The following is a 17,921-nucleotide window of genomic DNA, read 5'->3' as shown; positions in this document are numbered from 1 at the left end:
TATGAAATTTTGCAAAAACTGTGTTATGCCAGATACAAAACCTGGTGTTATATTTGATGAAAGGGGTTTTTGTAATGCATGCCGGACTAAAGAAATTAAAGAATCTATTAATTGGGATGAAAGAATAAAAGATCTAGATAGAATTATAGATGATATCAAGAAACAAAATCATCCCTTCTATGACTGTATTGTTGCTGTAAGCGGAGGAAAAGATAGTTGGTTTCAAGCTATAATGTTAGCTGAAAAGTATGGTCTAAAAGTTTTATGTGTTACATTATCTGCACATCTTCCAACTACAGAAGGAATAGATAATTTAAATAATATGATCACGGATTTGAACGTTGATCATATGAAAATTACAATTAAACCAAGTGTCTTTAGGAAAATTAGACGGAAATGCTTCTTACGTCAAGGAGAACCTAATTGGGCAGAGCATTGTGCAATGTTCTCAAGTGTCGTTAACACAGCTTTGATTTATGAAGTTCCTCTTGTTGTTTGGGGTGAAGATATATCATTTGAGTTTGGTGGGTTACAGCGTAATTATAGCAAACCATCAGCTATAGCAATAAATAAAAGTGACCTTATAAAAGAAAAAACTATTCTTGATTGGATTGATGATGACATCTCTGAGAGAGATATTTTTTTCTATAAATACCCTGATTACTCAAAACTAAATTCTGCCGGTATACAAAGTATTTATCTAGGACACTTTATACATTGGTATGGTCGTCGCAATTACGAAATTGTTAAAGCTAGGGGATTTACTGGCCGTAAAGCAGGACCTCTACCTGGTAACTACATTGATTACGACAATATTGATGAAAAATTATGCGAAATAAATATTTGGTTTAAATACATGAAATTTGGCTTCTGGAGAGCCACTGACCAAACATGCTATGACATATGGAATAATAGATTAACTCGTAATGAAGCCGTAGATATAGTTAATCGTTTACAAGATGAATTCCCATCAAATGATTATAAAGACTTTCTACGTTTCCATAACCTCACAGAAGAAGAATTCTGGTCAGTTGTTGAAAAATTTAGAAATAAAGACATATGGGATTACAAAGATGGAAAATGGGAATTGAAATATAAACTAGAGAAACTTTAAAAATATAGTCAATAATTATTTTTTAACCACATCTCAACATAGATATTTATGATGCGTAAAATTTGCTATATAACAGGAACCCGAGCCGATTTTGGTTTAATACAGTCAACATTAACGAAAATAAATCAACATCCTGAACTTCAATTAAGTCTTGCAGTTACAGGAATGCACTTAGATCCCAAATTTGGATTAACACAAAAAGAGATATTCGCATGTAAACTCGATACCTATGTTGTAGATTCTTGCCTGAACGACGACAGCCGTTTAAGTATCTCTTGTTCTATATCTGAACAACTAAAAGGATTATCGATTCTATTTACTAAATTAATACCTGACCTAATTCTAGTATTAGGTGACAGGGGAGAAATGTTAGCCGCAGCTATTGCTGCACTATACATGAATATACCAGTAGCTCATATCCATGGAGGGGAACGCTCTGGAACTATAGACGAATCTATTCGTCATGCAATATCAAAACTATCACATTTTCATTTTGTAGCAACAAATGAGTCAAAAACACGCCTAATCCGTATGGGAGAAAAAGAAGAGAATATATTTATAACAGGAGCTCCTGGATTAGATGACATTTTGAATATACAATTACCCACAAAGGGTAAAATTTTTAATTCTCTGCTCCTAAATCCTCAAGAAAAACTACTCACTCTCATTTATCACCCAGTTGTCCAGGATGCAGAATCTGCTGGTGAAGATATAAAAAAAATACTAAACTCTATACCCCAAGGATTGCAGACCATTATACTGCTGCCAAATGCAGATACTGGAGGTAATTTAATAAGAAGTGAAATTTTTAAATATGCAACTAAAAGGAATAATATAAAAATAGTTACGCATCTACATCGTGAATTATATCTTTCTCTAATAGCTTATTCAGATGTTTTAATGGGAAATTCAAGCTCAGGTATCATAGAAGCAGCTTCTTTTGGTACACGAGTAATCAATATTGGTGAACGCCAAAACAACCGAGAAAGGAATAGAAATGTCATTGATGTACCTATTGATACTCTATTAATATCAAATTACCTAGAAGAATCACTCAGCGCAGAAAAGATTATTACTTCAAATATCTATGGTGATGGCAATGCAGGCGAAAGAATAACAAATTTATTAGCTACATTGAGATTAGATAATGATATCACAAAGAAATGCAATACCTACTAAATTGACTATCATTGGTGCTGGAGGCCACTCTAAGGTAGTTATTGATACACTATTACAACTAAATTATAATGATTTTGTTGTCTGTGATATGAATATCAATAAAATTGGAGATAAAATTTTATCTAAAAAAATAACTTTCTTAGATAAAAAAATACATACTCCAGAATTCCACATTACCATAGGTAATAATAAAATAAGAGAAAATATCTATAATATATTTATAGAGAATTTAATTTTTAAAAATATATTTTCCCCCTTCTCAAACATATCTATGTTTTCTAATTTATCCTCAGGTATATTCGCGGCAGCAAACTCAATTATTGCAGCAGATAGTACTGTGGGTAAAGGAGTAATCATAAATCATGGAGCAATAGTAGAACATGATTGTATTGTAGGCGATTTTTCTCACATAGCCCCTAATGCTACATTATTAGGAGCAGTTAAATTAGGTAAGAGAGTTTTTATAGGCGCCAACGCAACTATTTTACCTGGTATTAACATTGCTGATGATTCAATCATTGGTGCTGGTGCTGTAGTCACTAAAGATATATTAAAGCCGTCTTGTACAGCTGTAGGTATACCAGCCAAAACACTTTAAGGAATATCCTAATGAAGTCTAATATATGTGTTTTTGATACAGATAACATTCATTACGCTTTATCTATGATTAATAAAAATAGCAAAGGTGCAGTTGTTGTTATAAATAAAAACGAAAAACTTATTCGTCTCTTAACTGATGGTGATATACGTCGTGCATTACTAAATGGGTATAATACAAATTCAATAATAAATGAATTACCTTCTCAAATAGAACCTACAACAGCTTCATTAGAATTAAATCCACATGATGCACTACGTATAATGAATGCGAAAGAAATAGATCATTTAATTATATTAGATGATTCTAATAAAGTTACTAGTCTTTGCCATCGACGCGATTTCTCACCAGTTTTACTCTCCACACCTCATCTTGGAAATGAAGAAGTAAGATTTGTAAATGAAGCCTTCAGAACTAATTGGATTGCCCCCTTAGGGCCTAATGTCGATGGTTTCGAAAATGAGCTTGCAAGCATGGTCGGTACAAAATACGCACTAGCTGTATCTTCAGGAACAGCAGCATTACACCTATCTCTTATTTTATTAGACGTGGGTTACAATGATTTTGTTTTCTGCTCATCATTAACATTTGCCGCAACTGCCAACCCTATCAGATATCAACATGCTATACCCGTATTTATTGACTCGGAACCAGATTCATGGAACATGTCACCCCAAGCATTAGAATCTGCATTAAAAACTTATAATGAGAAAGGATTAAAACCAAAAGCCATTATTGTTGTTAATCTATACGGACAAAGCGCTAATATGGATGCCCTAGTCGCCTTAAGTGAAAAATATAGCGTCCCTATAATAGAAGATGCAGCTGAATCTTTAGGTTCGAAATATAAAAACAAACATAGCGGTACCTTTGGGAAACTTGGTGTCTATTCATTCAATGGAAATAAAATAATTACTACTTCTGGTGGAGGAATGTTAGTATCAGATGACAAGTCATTAATAGATAGAGCTAGATATTTATCCACACAAGCACGCGAACCTGCTCCATTCTACCTTCATTTGGAAATTGGTTATAATTATCGAATGAGCAATGTTCTAGCCGGCATTGGAAGAGGTCAACTACGTGTATTAGAAGATAGAATAAAAAGAAGACGAGATATTTACCGATACTATGTTAGTAAATTGAAAGATATCCAATGTTTAGATTGGATATCTGATTTAGATGGATATTATTCAAATCATTGGTTAACTGCTACCATTCTGAACCCTAAAAAAACAGATATCCGTCCATCAGATTTAATTAATACATTAAAAGAAAACAATATAGAGGCTCGTCACGTATGGAATCCTATGCATAGACAACCAGTTTTCAAAAACTATGAATACTTTAAACATGGTGATATAAGCATTAGTGATTACTTATTTGATAACGGCATATGTTTGCCTTCAGGATCAAACATGACTCAACAAGAACACAATCGTGTAATCGATATAATTAGAGAAGTGCTTAAGAAATAAAAATCTAATTCACAATTAATAGTATATGGAATCAATATGCCTAAAACATATATCATTGCCGAAGCTGGTGTAAATCATAACGGAGATATATCACTCGCTCTCCAGTTAATTGATGCTGCATATTCTGCTGGTGCAGATGCTGTAAAATTTCAAACTTTTAACGCAAATAAACTGGTTACTGAATATGCACAACAAGCTAATTATCAATTAGCAAACACAAAAAAAGAAGAGTCACAGCTGAACATGCTCAAACGTCTTGAGCTTAGTTATGAATCACACAAAAAGCTAATTTCTTATTGCAAGAATTTAGGTATTGAATTTATGTCAACTGCATTTGACAACGAAAGTCTTAAATTTTTAGTTTCAGACCTTGGACTAAGAAATTTAAAAATCGCGTCAGGAGAGATAACTAACGCTCCATTACTCCTCCAACATGCCAGAACCAATTGTAACTTAATTTTATCTACTGGAATGGCTTCTTTGTCTGAAATTGAAAATGCATTAGCTGTTATAGCTTTTGGCTTCTTGAATGAAAAAAATATTAAACCTAATATTAATGCATTTCATTCTGCATACTGTTCTCCTGTCGGCCAAAAATTATTAAAAGAAAAAGTTATTTTACTACACTGTACTACAGAATATCCTGCACCACTTGATGACATTAACCTAAAAGCTATCGACACATTAAACTCAGCATTCAAACTACCTGTTGGTTATTCTGATCATAGTGAAGGCATTACTATTCCAATTGCAGCTGTATCCAAAGGCGCAATAGTAATAGAAAAGCATTTTACATTGGATAAAAATATGGAAGGACCTGACCACAAAGCATCTCTTGAGCCCTATGAACTTTCTAATATGATAAAAGCTATTAGAGCAGTAGAGAAAGCACTTGGCAACGGAATAAAAAGTCCACAGCCTTCTGAAATTGAAAACAAACTTGTTGCCAGGAGAAGTATCATTGCTGCTAGAATGATAAAAGAAGGCCAAGTTATTAGTGCTGATGATTTGGTAATAAAAAGACCTGGAACAGGAATGAGTCCTTATAGCTATTGGGATTTGATAGATAAAATATCTAAAAATTCATATAATCCGGGTGATATCATTAATGAATGATATTATAACTATCTAATATAAAATATTCCAAACTTTATAATCACATGAAAACCTATTCTTTTATATTCGCAAGAGGTGGTTCAAAAGGCTTACCTCGAAAAAATATCAAATTATTTTCTGGCAAACCATTAATTGTTTGGTCTATTGAAATTGCTAAGAACTGTTCATTAATAGATAAAGTTTTTGTATCTACAGATGATGAGGAAATAGCAAAAATTGCAAACAATGCTGGTGCAGAGGTCATTATTAGACCAAAAGAATTAGCAACTGATACATCTTCAGAATGGGATGCTTGGTACCATGCAGTAAATTTTGTCATAAATAAATACGGTATATTTGATTTATTTATTAGCTTGCCTGCTACAAGTCCCTTGCGTAGTGTTATCGATGTGAATAATGCCATCAATAAATTAAAAGAAACTCAAGCAGATATTTGCCTAGCAGTGACACCTTCTAATCGAAGTCCCTATTTTAATATGGTCAAAATTAACCATTTTGGTTTCACCGATCTACTGATTCGTACAGATTCAGCACCCTATAGAAGGCAAGACTCTCCTAAAACATATGATTTGACTACTGTAATTTACGTAACATCACCTAATTATATTCTCAAGAAAAAATCTATATTTGAAGGCAATGTCGTCAGCATAGAAGTACCTAAAGAAAGATCTATAGACATTGACGATATATTTGATTTTAAGTTTGCCGAATTATTATTTAAAGAATCACTCAGATAAAACAATAAAAATTTCATTATCTTTATCCATGGTTAGCATAGAGTGCTAATCTGTTATCATATAGATATCAAACATTTAATATTTTTCAAAGAATACCAAATAAACAATAAACATGTTCAATTTATTTACTCCCTTATTAATGCTTATAAATATTAATCTGCTATATTAGGTATATATATGTTTTTCAAACCACTATTATCTTTACCCAGAACAGCAAAAAGTATCATCATGATATTTAGTGATACAGTATTAGTCACATTATCATATTGGGGAGCTTTTTGGGTTAGGCTTGATAGACAAACACCGATTAGTAGTCTTCCACATTGGATACTTCTAGCTATTATTTTGCCCATCACCATACTTACTCTTACTAAACTTGGTTTATATCGAATTATTTTACGCTATATTAACTCTAGGATTGTTATTGGTGTCTTAGCTAGTATTATATTTTCATCTATAGTTTTTGTTCTACTAGCCTATTTTTCCAATACTTTCTTACCAAGAACAGTCCCGATAATATATTTTTCTTTTACTTTACTATTCATTTGTGGTTCTCGTTTTATTTTACGTTTATTATTAAATCAAAACGTAAAAACAAAATCTTCTATTGTGATCTATGGAGCAGGAGAATCCGGCAGGCAATTAATCTCCGCTTTAACCCAGACTAATCGTTTTTTTCCAGTAGCTTTTATTGATGATTCTCCTCATTTGAATAACTCTGTTATTCATGGGCTTACAGTTTATTCTCCCGACAAACTTGAATATTTAATCAAACGCTATGATGTCAATAAAATTCTGTTAGCAATGCCACGACTATCCGTTGAACAACGCAGAAAAATAATTTCTCATCTTGAATACCTATCTTGTGAAGTCTTATCTATTCCTAAGATGTCTGATTTAGTTGAAGGAAGAGCTAAAATTGATAGCTTAAAAAAAATCTCCATTGAAGAGCTATTAGGTAGAGATCCTGTACCTCCTGAACATAGTTTATTAAAAGAAAATATCACGAATAAAGTTGTAATGGTTACAGGAGCTGGGGGATCTATTGGTTCCGAATTATGTCGACAGATAATTAGAGCAAAACCTAGGAAATTAATACTCTTTGAAAGTTCAGAATACTCTCTCTATACTATTAATAAAGAAATTATTTCTATTTGTAATGATGAAATAATAAATGTTGAAATAATTTCATTATTAGGTTCAGTGCAAAAGAAAGATCAACTTCAGCAAACAATGGAAAATTTCAGGGTGAACACTGTTTATCATGCTGCGGCATATAAACACGTTCCTTTAGTTGAACATAATATAATCGAAGGAGTAAGAAATAATGTCTTTGGCACCCTATATTGTGCCCAAGCAGCTATTAACTCAAGTGTAAGCAAATTTGTCCTAATATCTACAGATAAAGCGGTCAGACCAACTAATACTATGGGTACTACAAAACGCTTAGCCGAATTAATACTTCAAGCACTATCTAAAGAGCAAAATAAAACAAATTTCTGTATGGTACGTTTTGGTAATGTTCTTGGTTCATCCGGTTCTGTAGTCCCTTTATTCCAAGAGCAAATCAACAATGGTGGCCCCATTACACTAACACATAAAGATATCATCAGATACTTTATGACTATACCTGAAGCAGCTCAATTAGTAATTCAGGCAGGTGCAATGGGAAAAGGAGGAGATGTTTTCGTCTTAGATATGGGAAAACCAGTTAAAATTTTCGACTTAGCCCACCGCATGATTCGATTAAATGGTTTAACTATTAAAGATGAAGACAATCCAAAAGGTAATATTGATATTGAAATTACAGGATTACGTCCAGGTGAAAAATTATATGAAGAGCTTTTAATTGGTAATGATGTAAAAGGAACTATTCATCCTAGAATTATGACTGCTAATGAAGTCATGTTAGAATGGCCGATATTACATTCATTGCTTACGGAATTAGATTCAGCATGTAATGATTATGATCACATGCAAATTCGCTCTTTGTTACTTAAAGCACCCGCAGCATTCCAACCTACCGATGAAATCTGCGACTTAGTATGGAAAACTCAACAACAGAATAAAAATACTAATCAACCTCAGTCCTGATTAAAAACTCATTAAATTCTGTAAGCTCTGAAAAGAGTTTACAGAATAGTATTATACCATCATCACGCTAGATATATTACATCGACTAGATTTAAACACTATTATTAATTTTTCAACATAAAGACAACTTTTTATTTAGTTCTACTAGCAGACAATTAATAATTTAGTTAATATGATACATATATTCGGTCAATATTAGGATTATCAAATATATATACCCGTGATTATTGAAACTGCTTGATTTTCCCCAAAATAAGGCTCATGGTATCCGTCATGAAAATATTCATTACCGATGAACAGAAAGCCGAACTCGAACACCTTCATCACACCTGCCGAAGAGGAGTGTGATCGCATCAAAGCGGTTCTGCTGGCTTCTGAGGGCTGGAGTTCTGTCATGATCGCTCAGGCCCTGCGCCTGCATGAAACGACGGTTAATCGTCATATCAGCGATTACCTTAATCACCGCAAACTAAAACCCGAAAATGGCGGCTCTCAGAACCACCTCAGCGAAACACAGACTCAGGAACTTATCAGCTTATCTGACCACGAATCTTCCGCCCACCACACAGGCGGTTATCCGCCTTATCGAAGAACGGTGGGATATCAGTTACACCGTTCCCGGCATAAATAAATGGCTGCACTACAATGGTTGCAGTTACAAAAAACCGACTGGCGTGCCACACAAGTTCAACGCGGAACAGCAACGGGCTTTTATGGAAACCTACGGGAAAATAAAACAGGAAGCCGGAGACAATGAACCCATCCTGTTCATTGATGGCGTTCATCCCACGCAGGGGACGAAACTCGCTTATGGCTGGATACGCAAAGGCCAGAAAACCGCGGTGAAAACAACGGGAAGCCGTACCCGCCTGAATCTGATGGGTGCCCTGAATCTGGCCGATATTAGCAAAACAGTCGTACGCGAATATGCTCGTATCGATAGTTATCACATCGCAAAATTTTTCATTGCCCTGCGTGAAACCTATCCGGTCAGTCAGAAGGTTCATATTATCCTTGACGGAGCCGGTTATCACCGGAGTGAGTGGGTGAAAGACTGGGCTTATGTGATGAATATTGAGCTTCATTACTTACCGCCATACAGCCCGAATCTGAATCCGATAGAAAGGCTGTGGAAAGTGATGAATGAAAAAGTCAGAAATAATCGTTACTTCGCCTCAACGGCCTTGTTCAGGCAGGCGATACATCGCTTTTTTACTGAAATATTACCGAAACTTACCGGGAACCTGTCATGCCGTATTAATGACAACTTCCAGATTCTGAATCCTGTATCTTCAAGTTAAGTGGGTATAAATACATAAAGGATCCCAGTGAACAATCATATTACTCAATTTTCGTAGATAGGAAAATAATATTTTAAAGATATAATCTTTAAAACAACCCAAAAAGCATCATATATTGAATATATATACATCACTATAACTCACTAAATTTTCTTCTGGGGGTTTCAGCAATGAACTAAATCTCATAATCAAATATTCAATAAAATGGATTGCTAAATTAAGATTTGAAATTAACTTACTATGATCTGAAATATATTATATTAAATTCAATAAGTCATCAGAGAATATTTCATGAAAAAACCAAACATAATCATTATATGCTGCTTATCATTACTTTTAATATTTTTATTCGGAAGAAATAATATAATATCAAAAAAAGAGGAACAAAATTGCTCATATGACAGAAATATCCAAAATATGAAATTATGCATAAGAAACGATCAGATATCAGATACTGATTTCCTTGATAAATCAGATAATAGATTCGGAATGGCTGACGATAATGCAAACTACTTATCTACTGGTATGTCTTTACCTACTGATTTTATTTACGAAAATAAAGCATGGAAAATAGCAACAATAAAAAACATATTCGAAGTAAATAAAGATAAAAGCATTCATAAATATGATTTTTCTGGAGTTGGCCTTATTGACAGCATTCCAGACGAAAAAAATAGGAAATTTAAAACAGTAATAGCTGACTCTAGGATGATTCAATTTGTTGATGATGAAATACTTAAATCAAACTCAAGATTAACAGGTGATCTTGTTTTAAAAAACTCATTAAAATACAACAATTATGAAATAACAAATTGTGGGAAAAACAAATGCATCATTATTAATAATGATGGAATACCACAACTATATTCAATCCCTGATATAAAGTTAATAAAATCATATAACAACATGAAAGGGTATGATATTGAAAATTTATCAATATATAAAGATATGACATTTTTTATAGCCAGAAATAATAAAGATAATAGCTGGTCTTTGTATAAAGAAAAAAATAATATAATAAACCACATATCTCATCTAAGAAATTATGCAAATGGTTTATTAGCTATAGATGAAAATAGAGTTATAGCAGGGAATAGGAATGATTTAATTTTATACAATGATAAGAATGGAATAAAAGAAGTAATGAATAACTTCACTCATATAATGAGGATAAAAGAAATTAATGGTGATATTTGCATCCTTGACTCAGATGACCCTCTACTAATCTGCTTAAACAAAGAAGAATTAATCGATACTAGTATATCATCCCCCTCTTTTAAAGTAATTGCTGGTAATATATTATCATATTCATCAATAGTTAGTATTGCAGATGGTAAGAAAAATAGAACTTTCATATCTACCAGACCTGGTGCAATATATGAAAAAGATTGGAAAACAGGAAAACAGGAAAACAGGAAAACAGGAAAAAATATGTGGAAATGGATCTAACGATTGGATTAAATCGAGTGTTCTAGCAATAAATTCTCCCATCTACTACCAAACTGGAATCGCATTTGACGGTAAATATTTATATATTGCTGAACAACATGGCATATATAGACTAAATCTGAATGATAAGAAAGAAATAAGAAAATTTGAACTATACGCTGGTAAACCTAAAGAATATGGATTTGTTGATAACACAAATAGGTTAGATGCAAGATTCTTAAACATAAGAGCACTTTCAGTAACGCCTGAGGGTAACCTCTTGATTGCAGATACAGGAAATAACAGGATAAGATCCATTGGTCACGATGGAATTGTCAAGACTATAGCCGGAAATGGAAAATCTGATAAGTTAGGTAAAATTGGAATTAGAGCTATTGATTTTCCACTAAAGGAACCTTTACATGCTATAAAATATAGTAATGGAGATACATACATAGCAGATTCTCTAAATAACGTTGTTGTTCGTGTCGATCAGGATGGTGTTGTTAGTGAAATAATTGGAACTCTAAACAAAACAAATTATCAAGGAATGAACACATCAAATAATGTTGGTGAGAATGATGATTATTTTAATACCCCATCATATATCTATATTAACAATGACAAGATAATTGTTACGGATGCATCAAGCGTTAAATGGGCAAATATTAATAAAGTGAAAGATAAATGTTGGATTAAAATTCCAGGTGATTGGTATTATCCTAATGATACATCCATAACATCAAGAGATATCATAGTAAATAACACAGGAAGCAACTCAATCATAAAATTAGATTACAACTTAACTTATAATGACAACATGAGTTATTGCAAATAGCTAATATATCCTGACTTTCTAGTTTAAGTCAGGATATACTAATAATTTAGATCAAAAATAGATTATATTGAGAGTCATAATCTTTTATTTAATAATGAAGTGATGCTATCCTGTCCATAAAAATTATCATCCTCAGAAACACCAAATAGATCAAGGAAAAAGAGACAAACTGATAATTCCATAGTTTTTTAGTCAACTGACCAGAGATTATCTTTATGCTGTCAACCAGCTTTTGACCTTTCTGGTTAGCTTTACTTCTGAGAATCTAGATATAATAAATGCAAGTAAATTTGAAGCAAAAAAACTGACAAAAAACTTCTCAATTCCACTAAGTCCAAAAAAATTATTTGCTATAAAATCAAGAATACTGTAGTGAATTAAATACAAACTAAAAGAATAACTTGCCAATATTTTAATAATCGATTTAAATTTACATATATTGATATTATTACTTAAATCAAGAAGAGAAAGCATCAATAAAAATAGATAAAATGCAAAGTAACTATCATATCCAGAAATCACACTAAATTGTCTATTTATACATAAAAATAGAAAAATAAAAGAGATAAGAGCTTTAATCCCTACATCTTTTATTGTCTCCTTGTATTTCGGATAGACAATACAGCCAAACATTCCTAACAACCAAAAAATAGCTAAAGCATTTCCTCGACCATCAAATAAATTACTTAAGAATACAACAATTGAAATTAGAAACAAAAATGCATACGTAAATTTGAATTTCTCTTTATTCATAAACAGAAAATAGACAAACCCGAAAAACATATAAATCCACCATTCTATAGATATAGTCCAGAGGACTCTAGCTGAGCCAAATGATGTTGGTATATCTACTATTGCTACAGGCTCAAATATCTTGAATATATTTATATTATTTATAGGAAAATCTTGCAGCATGAGTAAATTAGAAAAAAAAGTACTCATATTAAATGCCGAAAAATAGTGGTATCCAGATGGATTTATAAGCATCGTCGTATAATCTAATAGCACTATGAATATAATTGCAGGAACAAACCCTGAATATATTCTAGAAAATCTATCGATAAAAAACAACTTAAATGTATACTTACCATCTTTGTTTTTTATATTTATACTATATGTAATGACAAACCCAGACAATATGAAAAAAATTACGACTGAAATATTTTGCATCCATGGGAAATTAGGCTCATGAAGACACTCAAATAAAGAAAAATATGATATCGCATGTCCCACAAGGACTAACTGTGAGGCGATAACCCTGACTAAATCCAAATACAAAGACTCATTTTTAGTTAAATCATAATTATACATACCGTGCGTTCCACATAACGAGCTATGACTTTTACTATATTTTATACATTTTATTATAATCTTCCAATTCCTCATACCTTGTTGCCAAAATGCTATATGCTAACTGCTTGTTCCTTCGTAGGAAGCTAAACTACATCAACAAGGTAATACAACTATAACACTAAGTAGAAATAATATGACCATATTAATCACCGGCGGAGCCGGCTACATCGGCTCACATACAGTATTAGCACTTCTGAAAAAAGGAGCTGATGTTGTTGTTATCGACAATCTTTGCAATTCATCACCAGAATCTCTTCGTAGAGTTGAAAAACTCACTGGCAAATCCGTGAAATTCTATCAAGGCGATGTTCTTGACTTAAATTTACTAAACAAAATCTTCCAAGAAAATAACATTGAATCTGTGATTCATTTCGCAGGCTTAAAAGCAGTTGGTGAATCTACCAGAAAGCCACTTGAGTATTATCAAAACAATGTTATTGGCACTTTAGTTCTGTTGCAGGCTATGCGTGACAATGGCGTACATAAACTAATTTTCAGTTCGTCCGCAACGGTTTATGGTGATCCTGAATTTGTACCACTCACGGAAAATGCCGAAGTTGGTGGTACAACTAATCCTTATGGCACTTCTAAGATGATGGTTGAGCAAGTTCTAAAAGATTTTGCCGCTGCCGAACCAAGTTTCAAAATCACCAGTCTAAGGTATTTCAATCCTGTCGGTGCTCATTCATCAGGGATGATAGGCGAAGATCCTAACGGTATTCCCAATAATCTGTTGCCTTATATTACTCAAGTTGCTATCGGTCGTCTGGAATGTTTATCAGTGTATGGCAGCAATTACCCAACCAAAGACGGTACCGGTGTTCGTGACTATATTCATGTGATGGATTTGGCTGAAGGCCATATTGCCGCCATTGACTATCTGGATAAACAGCAATCCTATGAAGTTTTTAATTTAGGAACAGGTGCTGGTTACTCTGTACTTGAACTACTTCATGCTTTTGAAAAAGCATCAGGTAAAGATATTCCATATAAAATTACAGATAGACGTCCTGGGGATATTGCTGAGTGTTGGTCTGATCCGTCCAGAGCTCGCGATATCCTTGGCTGGCAAGCAATACGCAATATTGACGATATGATGCGTGATAGTTGGAATTGGCAGAAGAATAATCCTCATGGTTTTCGCTTAGGGAAAGAACGCTAAAAGCCTTTCACGATTGATTTAGCAACCTCTCAGTTACTCACAATCTTAGTCAAAACAGCAAATAACTATAAGCTGGCAGATATTCTGCCGTTAATAATTGTGACGTTATTTTACTGGCGCCAAAGTCTGGTAAGAAATTGAAGATTTTGGTGTCGAACGTTGAGGATAGTTAAAGCAATAGAGTGAATTTGAACAGGATATTCCAACTTATGACACCAAAAGCCGTTTCAGCTCCAAACAGTTCCAAAAGTGTTTCATTGAATGGATGAATATTTACCGTGAACTGACGAAAAGCTCTGGGAATACCACAGATGGAGAAACCGTCAGGCGCTCCCAATTCAAGCAGAGTTGCCATCTCGTATTATATCAAGATGCATCGCGACGGTAAGGGAGCGAATCCACCGGAGCATAGCTAACTATGTGACCGGAGTGAGTAAGTACAGCCAACAAAGAGGCAACTTGAAAGATAACGGGTATAAAACATATTGCAGTGAATGTACTGAATAACACGAAAATGTTTAAGGAGAAACCGACACAAAAACAACTCTGAGTACAGCCTATCTATCTAAAATTCTTGCTAAACAAGCCCTCCCATAATCTTTTGCTAGAATACCATCATTAAAAAATAATCTATCACTAGATCATAATAATTCACTATAAAAGTATTATCAAAATAATTAACCCATTGGTCATTTTATGAAAACAGAAAACTCAAGAGAGCTACTCAATGATGTCATAGAGTGGGATATATGTAATTGGAGTCATGCCTTACAATATTGGCAGGACCATTCTAACCTAGAATTAAAGTCAGCTAATATTCTAGAGCTAGGAAGCCGAAATGGTGGATTATCACTGTGGGCAGCATTAAATGGCGGTAATGTTTTATGTACTGATCTAAATGGCCCGACTCCAAAGGCTCAGGAGAAACATAAGCGTTATAATATAGAAAACAGAATCCGATATGGTAAATTAAGCGCATTAGATATTAAATATAGAAACCATTTTGATATCGTTATGTTTAAATCAGTATTAGGTGGCATTGGTTATAATTCAAATAAATCAGCACAAAAAAAGGCAATTAATCAGATTTTCCATTCATTAAAAGAGGGTGGTGAATTTTGGTTTGCAGAAAATTTGGTTGCATCGCCATTGCATAAATTTCTCAGAAAAAATTATGTTAATTGGGGGAATGCTTGGGGCTATGTTACTGTCAACGAAATGACCGAGTATCTGTCAGCATTTTCAAATGTTAATTATACAACATTAGGTTTCCTCGCTACGTTTGGCAGAAATGAATCTCAAAGAAAATTTTTAGGGAGCTTAGATAATAAAGTTCTAAATAAAGTCGTTCCTAAACATTGGCACTATATTATAATCGGTGTGGCAAAAAAATAATCCAGAAAATTTCTAAAAAATTTAGTATGTTGGATTATATCCAGTGATGTTTTTTTCACTTTTAAGTTTACTGACAATACAATCGAGTACTCCAATAAGGAAAGATTTTCTAACAAATATACCCTATGGATTTCAAGATGCATCGCGACGGCAAGGGAACGAATCCCCGGGAGCATAGAGAACTATGTGACCGAGGTGAGTGAGTGCAGCCAACAAAGAGGCAACGTGAAAGATAATGAGTATATGAAGATCCCCCCTGCATCTCCTCCTGATTTCTGCTAACCTGTGCCCCTTGTTTCTGGGGGGCATTATGCTAAACATCGTCTTATTTGAACCTGAAATCCCACCTAATACCGGTAATATTATTCGTCTTTGTGCTAACACCGGATTTCAATTGCATCTGATTCAGCCTCTGGGTTTTACCTGGGATGATAAAAGGCTACGTCGAGCCGGGCTGGATTATCATGAGTTTGCCAATGTTAAACAACATCATGATTATTTTGCTTTTTTAGAGAATGAAAAGTTAATAGGAGACTCTTCTGCTCGTTTGTTTGCTCTCACAACGAAAGGAACGCCGGCACATAGTGCGGTAAGTTATCAAGCAGGAGATTATTTAATGTTCGGGCCAGAAACCAGAGGGTTACCACCTTACGTATTGGATAATATGCCGCCACAACAAAAAATCCGTATCCCAATGCTGGCAAATAGCCGCAGTATGAATCTCTCCAATTCAGTTGCTGTTGTCGTTTTTGAAGCCTGGCGACAATTAGATTATCAGGGCGCTATCATCAGAAAATAGTGCATCAATAAATATGCCTAATATCGCTACACATTCCTGCAATGGTTTAACATGTTATTGACCATATCACGGCAGTTTTTTCCTCTTTGCGTGGGTCACAGAAGTACAGCTCTGTACCAGACCCACGGTGAGAACCAAACAACTATTTTCGTCATGTTTTCGGATAACGCATAGTACGGCCGCGATGGTTATCAGTTCAGTACTCCAATATCGCTTCCGACAAGAGATGGGCAGATTGGTGATGTAAGTGACAGAATTTACCCATAATGTATCGTTAGGAAAACATTAAGACATCAAGGGCATAGTTTTTATTCTAAGTTTTCTGAACAAGTTTTTGCGTTAAATCATAATTCATCACAAGACGTAGATGCTATGATTAGTATAAATTAACCCTATCGGGGAATTTTTTCCCTTTAGAAGTTGATTCATATAACTTAATCGGGGTTGATTCCCTCAAATAATCGACTATTTTATCAAACTATTTAGATCATAATAATTTAATAAAGTTAGTATTAAGACAACTCATTTTCATTGATATATATTGGTTACGCTATGAAAGCAATAAATTCAAAAGAATTTCTCCAAGATGTCATAGAATGGGACATATATAATTGGAGACATGCCTTAAAATATTGGCAAGATAATTCTGGCTTAGAATTAAAATCCGCTAATATTCTAGAAATAGGAAGTGAACATGGTGGGTTATCATTGTGGGCTGCATTGAATGGGGGAAATGTTTTATGTACCGACCTAAATGGCCCTACAACAAAGGCATTGGAGAAACATAAGCGTTATAATATAGAAGATAACATCCAATATGAAAGATTAAGTGCATTGGATATTAAGTATAAGAACCATTTTGATATCGTTATGTTTAAATCAGTATTAGGCGGAATCGGCTATAATTCAAACAAAACAGCACAAAAAGAGGCTATTAATCAAATATTTCATTCATTAAAAAAGGGTGGTGAGTTTTGGTTTGCAGAAAATTTAGTTGCATCACCATTGCATAAATTTCTCAGGAAAAATTATATTAAGTGGGGAAATGCTTGGGGTTATGTCACCGTCAATGAAATGACAGACTATCTATCAGAATTTTCAAATGTTAATTATACAACATTAGGATTCCTTGCTACTCTTGGCAGGAATGAATTTCAAAGAAAATTTTTAGGGGTGTTAGATAATAAAGTTCTAAATAAAGTCGTTCCTAAACATTGGCACTATATTATAATAGGTGTAGCAAAGAAATAATTTATAGAAGATTGAATAAATTAAGTATGCCAGATCATATTTTCACATTTAACATGTGAAAATATGACGAAGATCATT

General features: G+C 33.6%; 15 protein-coding genes and 1 pseudogene. 14 read left to right on the top strand and 2 right to left on the bottom strand.

What is annotated here, in order from left to right; genetic code table 11:
- Nucleotide 1: 1 nt before the first annotated feature.
- The 10 genes and pseudogenes from KZ793_RS17405 to KZ793_RS17355 all read left to right on the top strand — a co-directional run bounded on the left by KZ793_RS17405 (nt 2) and on the right by KZ793_RS17355 (nt 11,883).
- Nucleotides 2–1,114 carry an N-acetyl sugar amidotransferase gene (locus tag KZ793_RS17405; RefSeq protein ID WP_225816482.1) on the top strand — a complete coding sequence of 371 codons (1,113 nt, stop codon included), beginning with the start codon at nt 2–4 and terminating at the stop codon, nt 1,112–1,114.
- Between the two features lie 48 nt (nt 1,115–1,162).
- A complete protein-coding gene (gene neuC / locus KZ793_RS17400; RefSeq protein ID WP_225816481.1) occupies nt 1,163–2,293 on the top strand; it encodes a UDP-N-acetylglucosamine 2-epimerase in 1,131 nt (376 codons plus the stop codon).
- On the top strand, nt 2,262–2,891 hold the full coding sequence (locus KZ793_RS17395) for an acetyltransferase (protein ID WP_225816480.1): 630 nt from the start codon (nt 2,262–2,264) through the stop codon (nt 2,889–2,891). Before neuC ends, KZ793_RS17395 begins: the two co-directional genes overlap by 32 nt.
- Nucleotides 2,892–2,902: 11 nt before the next feature.
- A complete protein-coding gene (locus KZ793_RS17385; protein ID WP_317987482.1) occupies nt 2,903–4,369 on the top strand; it encodes an aminotransferase class I/II-fold pyridoxal phosphate-dependent enzyme in 1,467 nt (488 codons plus the stop codon).
- A gap of 36 nt (nt 4,370–4,405) precedes the next feature.
- Nucleotides 4,406–5,485 (top strand): N-acetylneuraminate synthase, encoded by a 1,080-nt coding sequence (gene neuB, locus KZ793_RS17380; protein WP_225816479.1) that lies wholly within the window; start codon nt 4,406–4,408, stop codon nt 5,483–5,485.
- Nucleotides 5,486–5,529: 44 nt separating this feature from the next.
- The gene (locus tag KZ793_RS17375) at nt 5,530–6,222 is read left to right on the top strand and encodes an acylneuraminate cytidylyltransferase family protein (RefSeq protein WP_225816478.1); all 693 of its coding nucleotides are present in this window, start codon (nt 5,530–5,532) and stop codon (nt 6,220–6,222) included.
- Nucleotides 6,223–6,399: 177 nt separating this feature from the next.
- A complete protein-coding gene (locus KZ793_RS17370) occupies nt 6,400–8,316 on the top strand; it encodes a polysaccharide biosynthesis protein (RefSeq protein WP_225816477.1) in 1,917 nt (638 codons plus the stop codon).
- Between the two features lie 273 nt (nt 8,317–8,589).
- Nucleotides 8,590–9,617 (top strand): annotated as a pseudogene (locus KZ793_RS17365) (IS630 family transposase).
- A gap of 291 nt (nt 9,618–9,908) precedes the next feature.
- On the top strand, nt 9,909–11,066 hold the full coding sequence (locus KZ793_RS17360) for a hypothetical protein (protein WP_225816476.1): 1,158 nt from the start codon (nt 9,909–9,911) through the stop codon (nt 11,064–11,066).
- Nucleotides 10,996–11,883 carry an NHL repeat-containing protein gene (locus KZ793_RS17355; RefSeq protein WP_225816475.1) on the top strand — a complete coding sequence of 296 codons (888 nt, stop codon included), beginning with the start codon at nt 10,996–10,998 and terminating at the stop codon, nt 11,881–11,883. The genes KZ793_RS17360 and KZ793_RS17355 overlap by 71 nt, the downstream gene beginning before the upstream one ends.
- Before the next feature lie 213 nt (nt 11,884–12,096).
- On the opposite strand, the gene KZ793_RS17350 is transcribed toward KZ793_RS17355, so the two are convergent.
- On the bottom strand, nt 12,097–13,194 hold the full coding sequence (locus KZ793_RS17350) for an acyltransferase family protein (protein ID WP_225816474.1): 1,098 nt from the start codon (nt 13,192–13,194) through the stop codon (nt 12,097–12,099).
- Nucleotides 13,195–13,369: 175 nt separating this feature from the next.
- Here KZ793_RS17350 and galE point away from each other — a divergent pair, with 175 nt between their 5' ends.
- Complete coding sequence (gene galE, locus KZ793_RS17345; protein WP_225816473.1) at nt 13,370–14,398, top strand: UDP-glucose 4-epimerase GalE; 1,029 nt, start codon at nt 13,370–13,372, stop codon at nt 14,396–14,398.
- Nucleotides 14,399–14,567: 169 nt separating this feature from the next.
- Here galE and KZ793_RS17340 read toward each other — a convergent pair whose 3' ends face one another.
- Entirely contained in the window at nt 14,568–14,753 is a 186-nt protein-coding gene (locus KZ793_RS17340) for a hypothetical protein (RefSeq protein WP_225816472.1), read from the bottom strand.
- Nucleotides 14,754–15,094: 341 nt separating this feature from the next.
- On the opposite strand from KZ793_RS17340, the gene KZ793_RS17335 reads away from it, so the two are divergent.
- The 3 genes from KZ793_RS17335 to KZ793_RS17325 all read left to right on the top strand — a co-directional run bounded on the left by KZ793_RS17335 (nt 15,095) and on the right by KZ793_RS17325 (nt 17,843).
- Nucleotides 15,095–15,793, top strand: a complete 699-nt coding sequence (locus tag KZ793_RS17335) for a class I SAM-dependent methyltransferase (protein WP_225816471.1) — start codon at nt 15,095–15,097, stop codon at nt 15,791–15,793.
- A gap of 310 nt (nt 15,794–16,103) precedes the next feature.
- Nucleotides 16,104–16,592 carry a tRNA (uridine(34)/cytosine(34)/5-carboxymethylaminomethyluridine(34)-2'-O)-methyltransferase TrmL gene (trmL, locus tag KZ793_RS17330; protein ID WP_225816470.1) on the top strand — a complete coding sequence of 163 codons (489 nt, stop codon included), beginning with the start codon at nt 16,104–16,106 and terminating at the stop codon, nt 16,590–16,592.
- Between the two features lie 552 nt (nt 16,593–17,144).
- Complete coding sequence (locus KZ793_RS17325; protein WP_225816469.1) at nt 17,145–17,843, top strand: class I SAM-dependent methyltransferase; 699 nt, start codon at nt 17,145–17,147, stop codon at nt 17,841–17,843.
- Nucleotides 17,844–17,921 lie beyond the last annotated feature (78 nt).

The organism is Photorhabdus antumapuensis, assembly GCF_020387775.1.
GTDB classification, from domain to species: domain Bacteria; phylum Pseudomonadota; class Gammaproteobacteria; order Enterobacterales; family Enterobacteriaceae; genus Photorhabdus; species Photorhabdus antumapuensis.
This window is presented reverse-complemented; position numbering and strand designations above follow the sequence as displayed.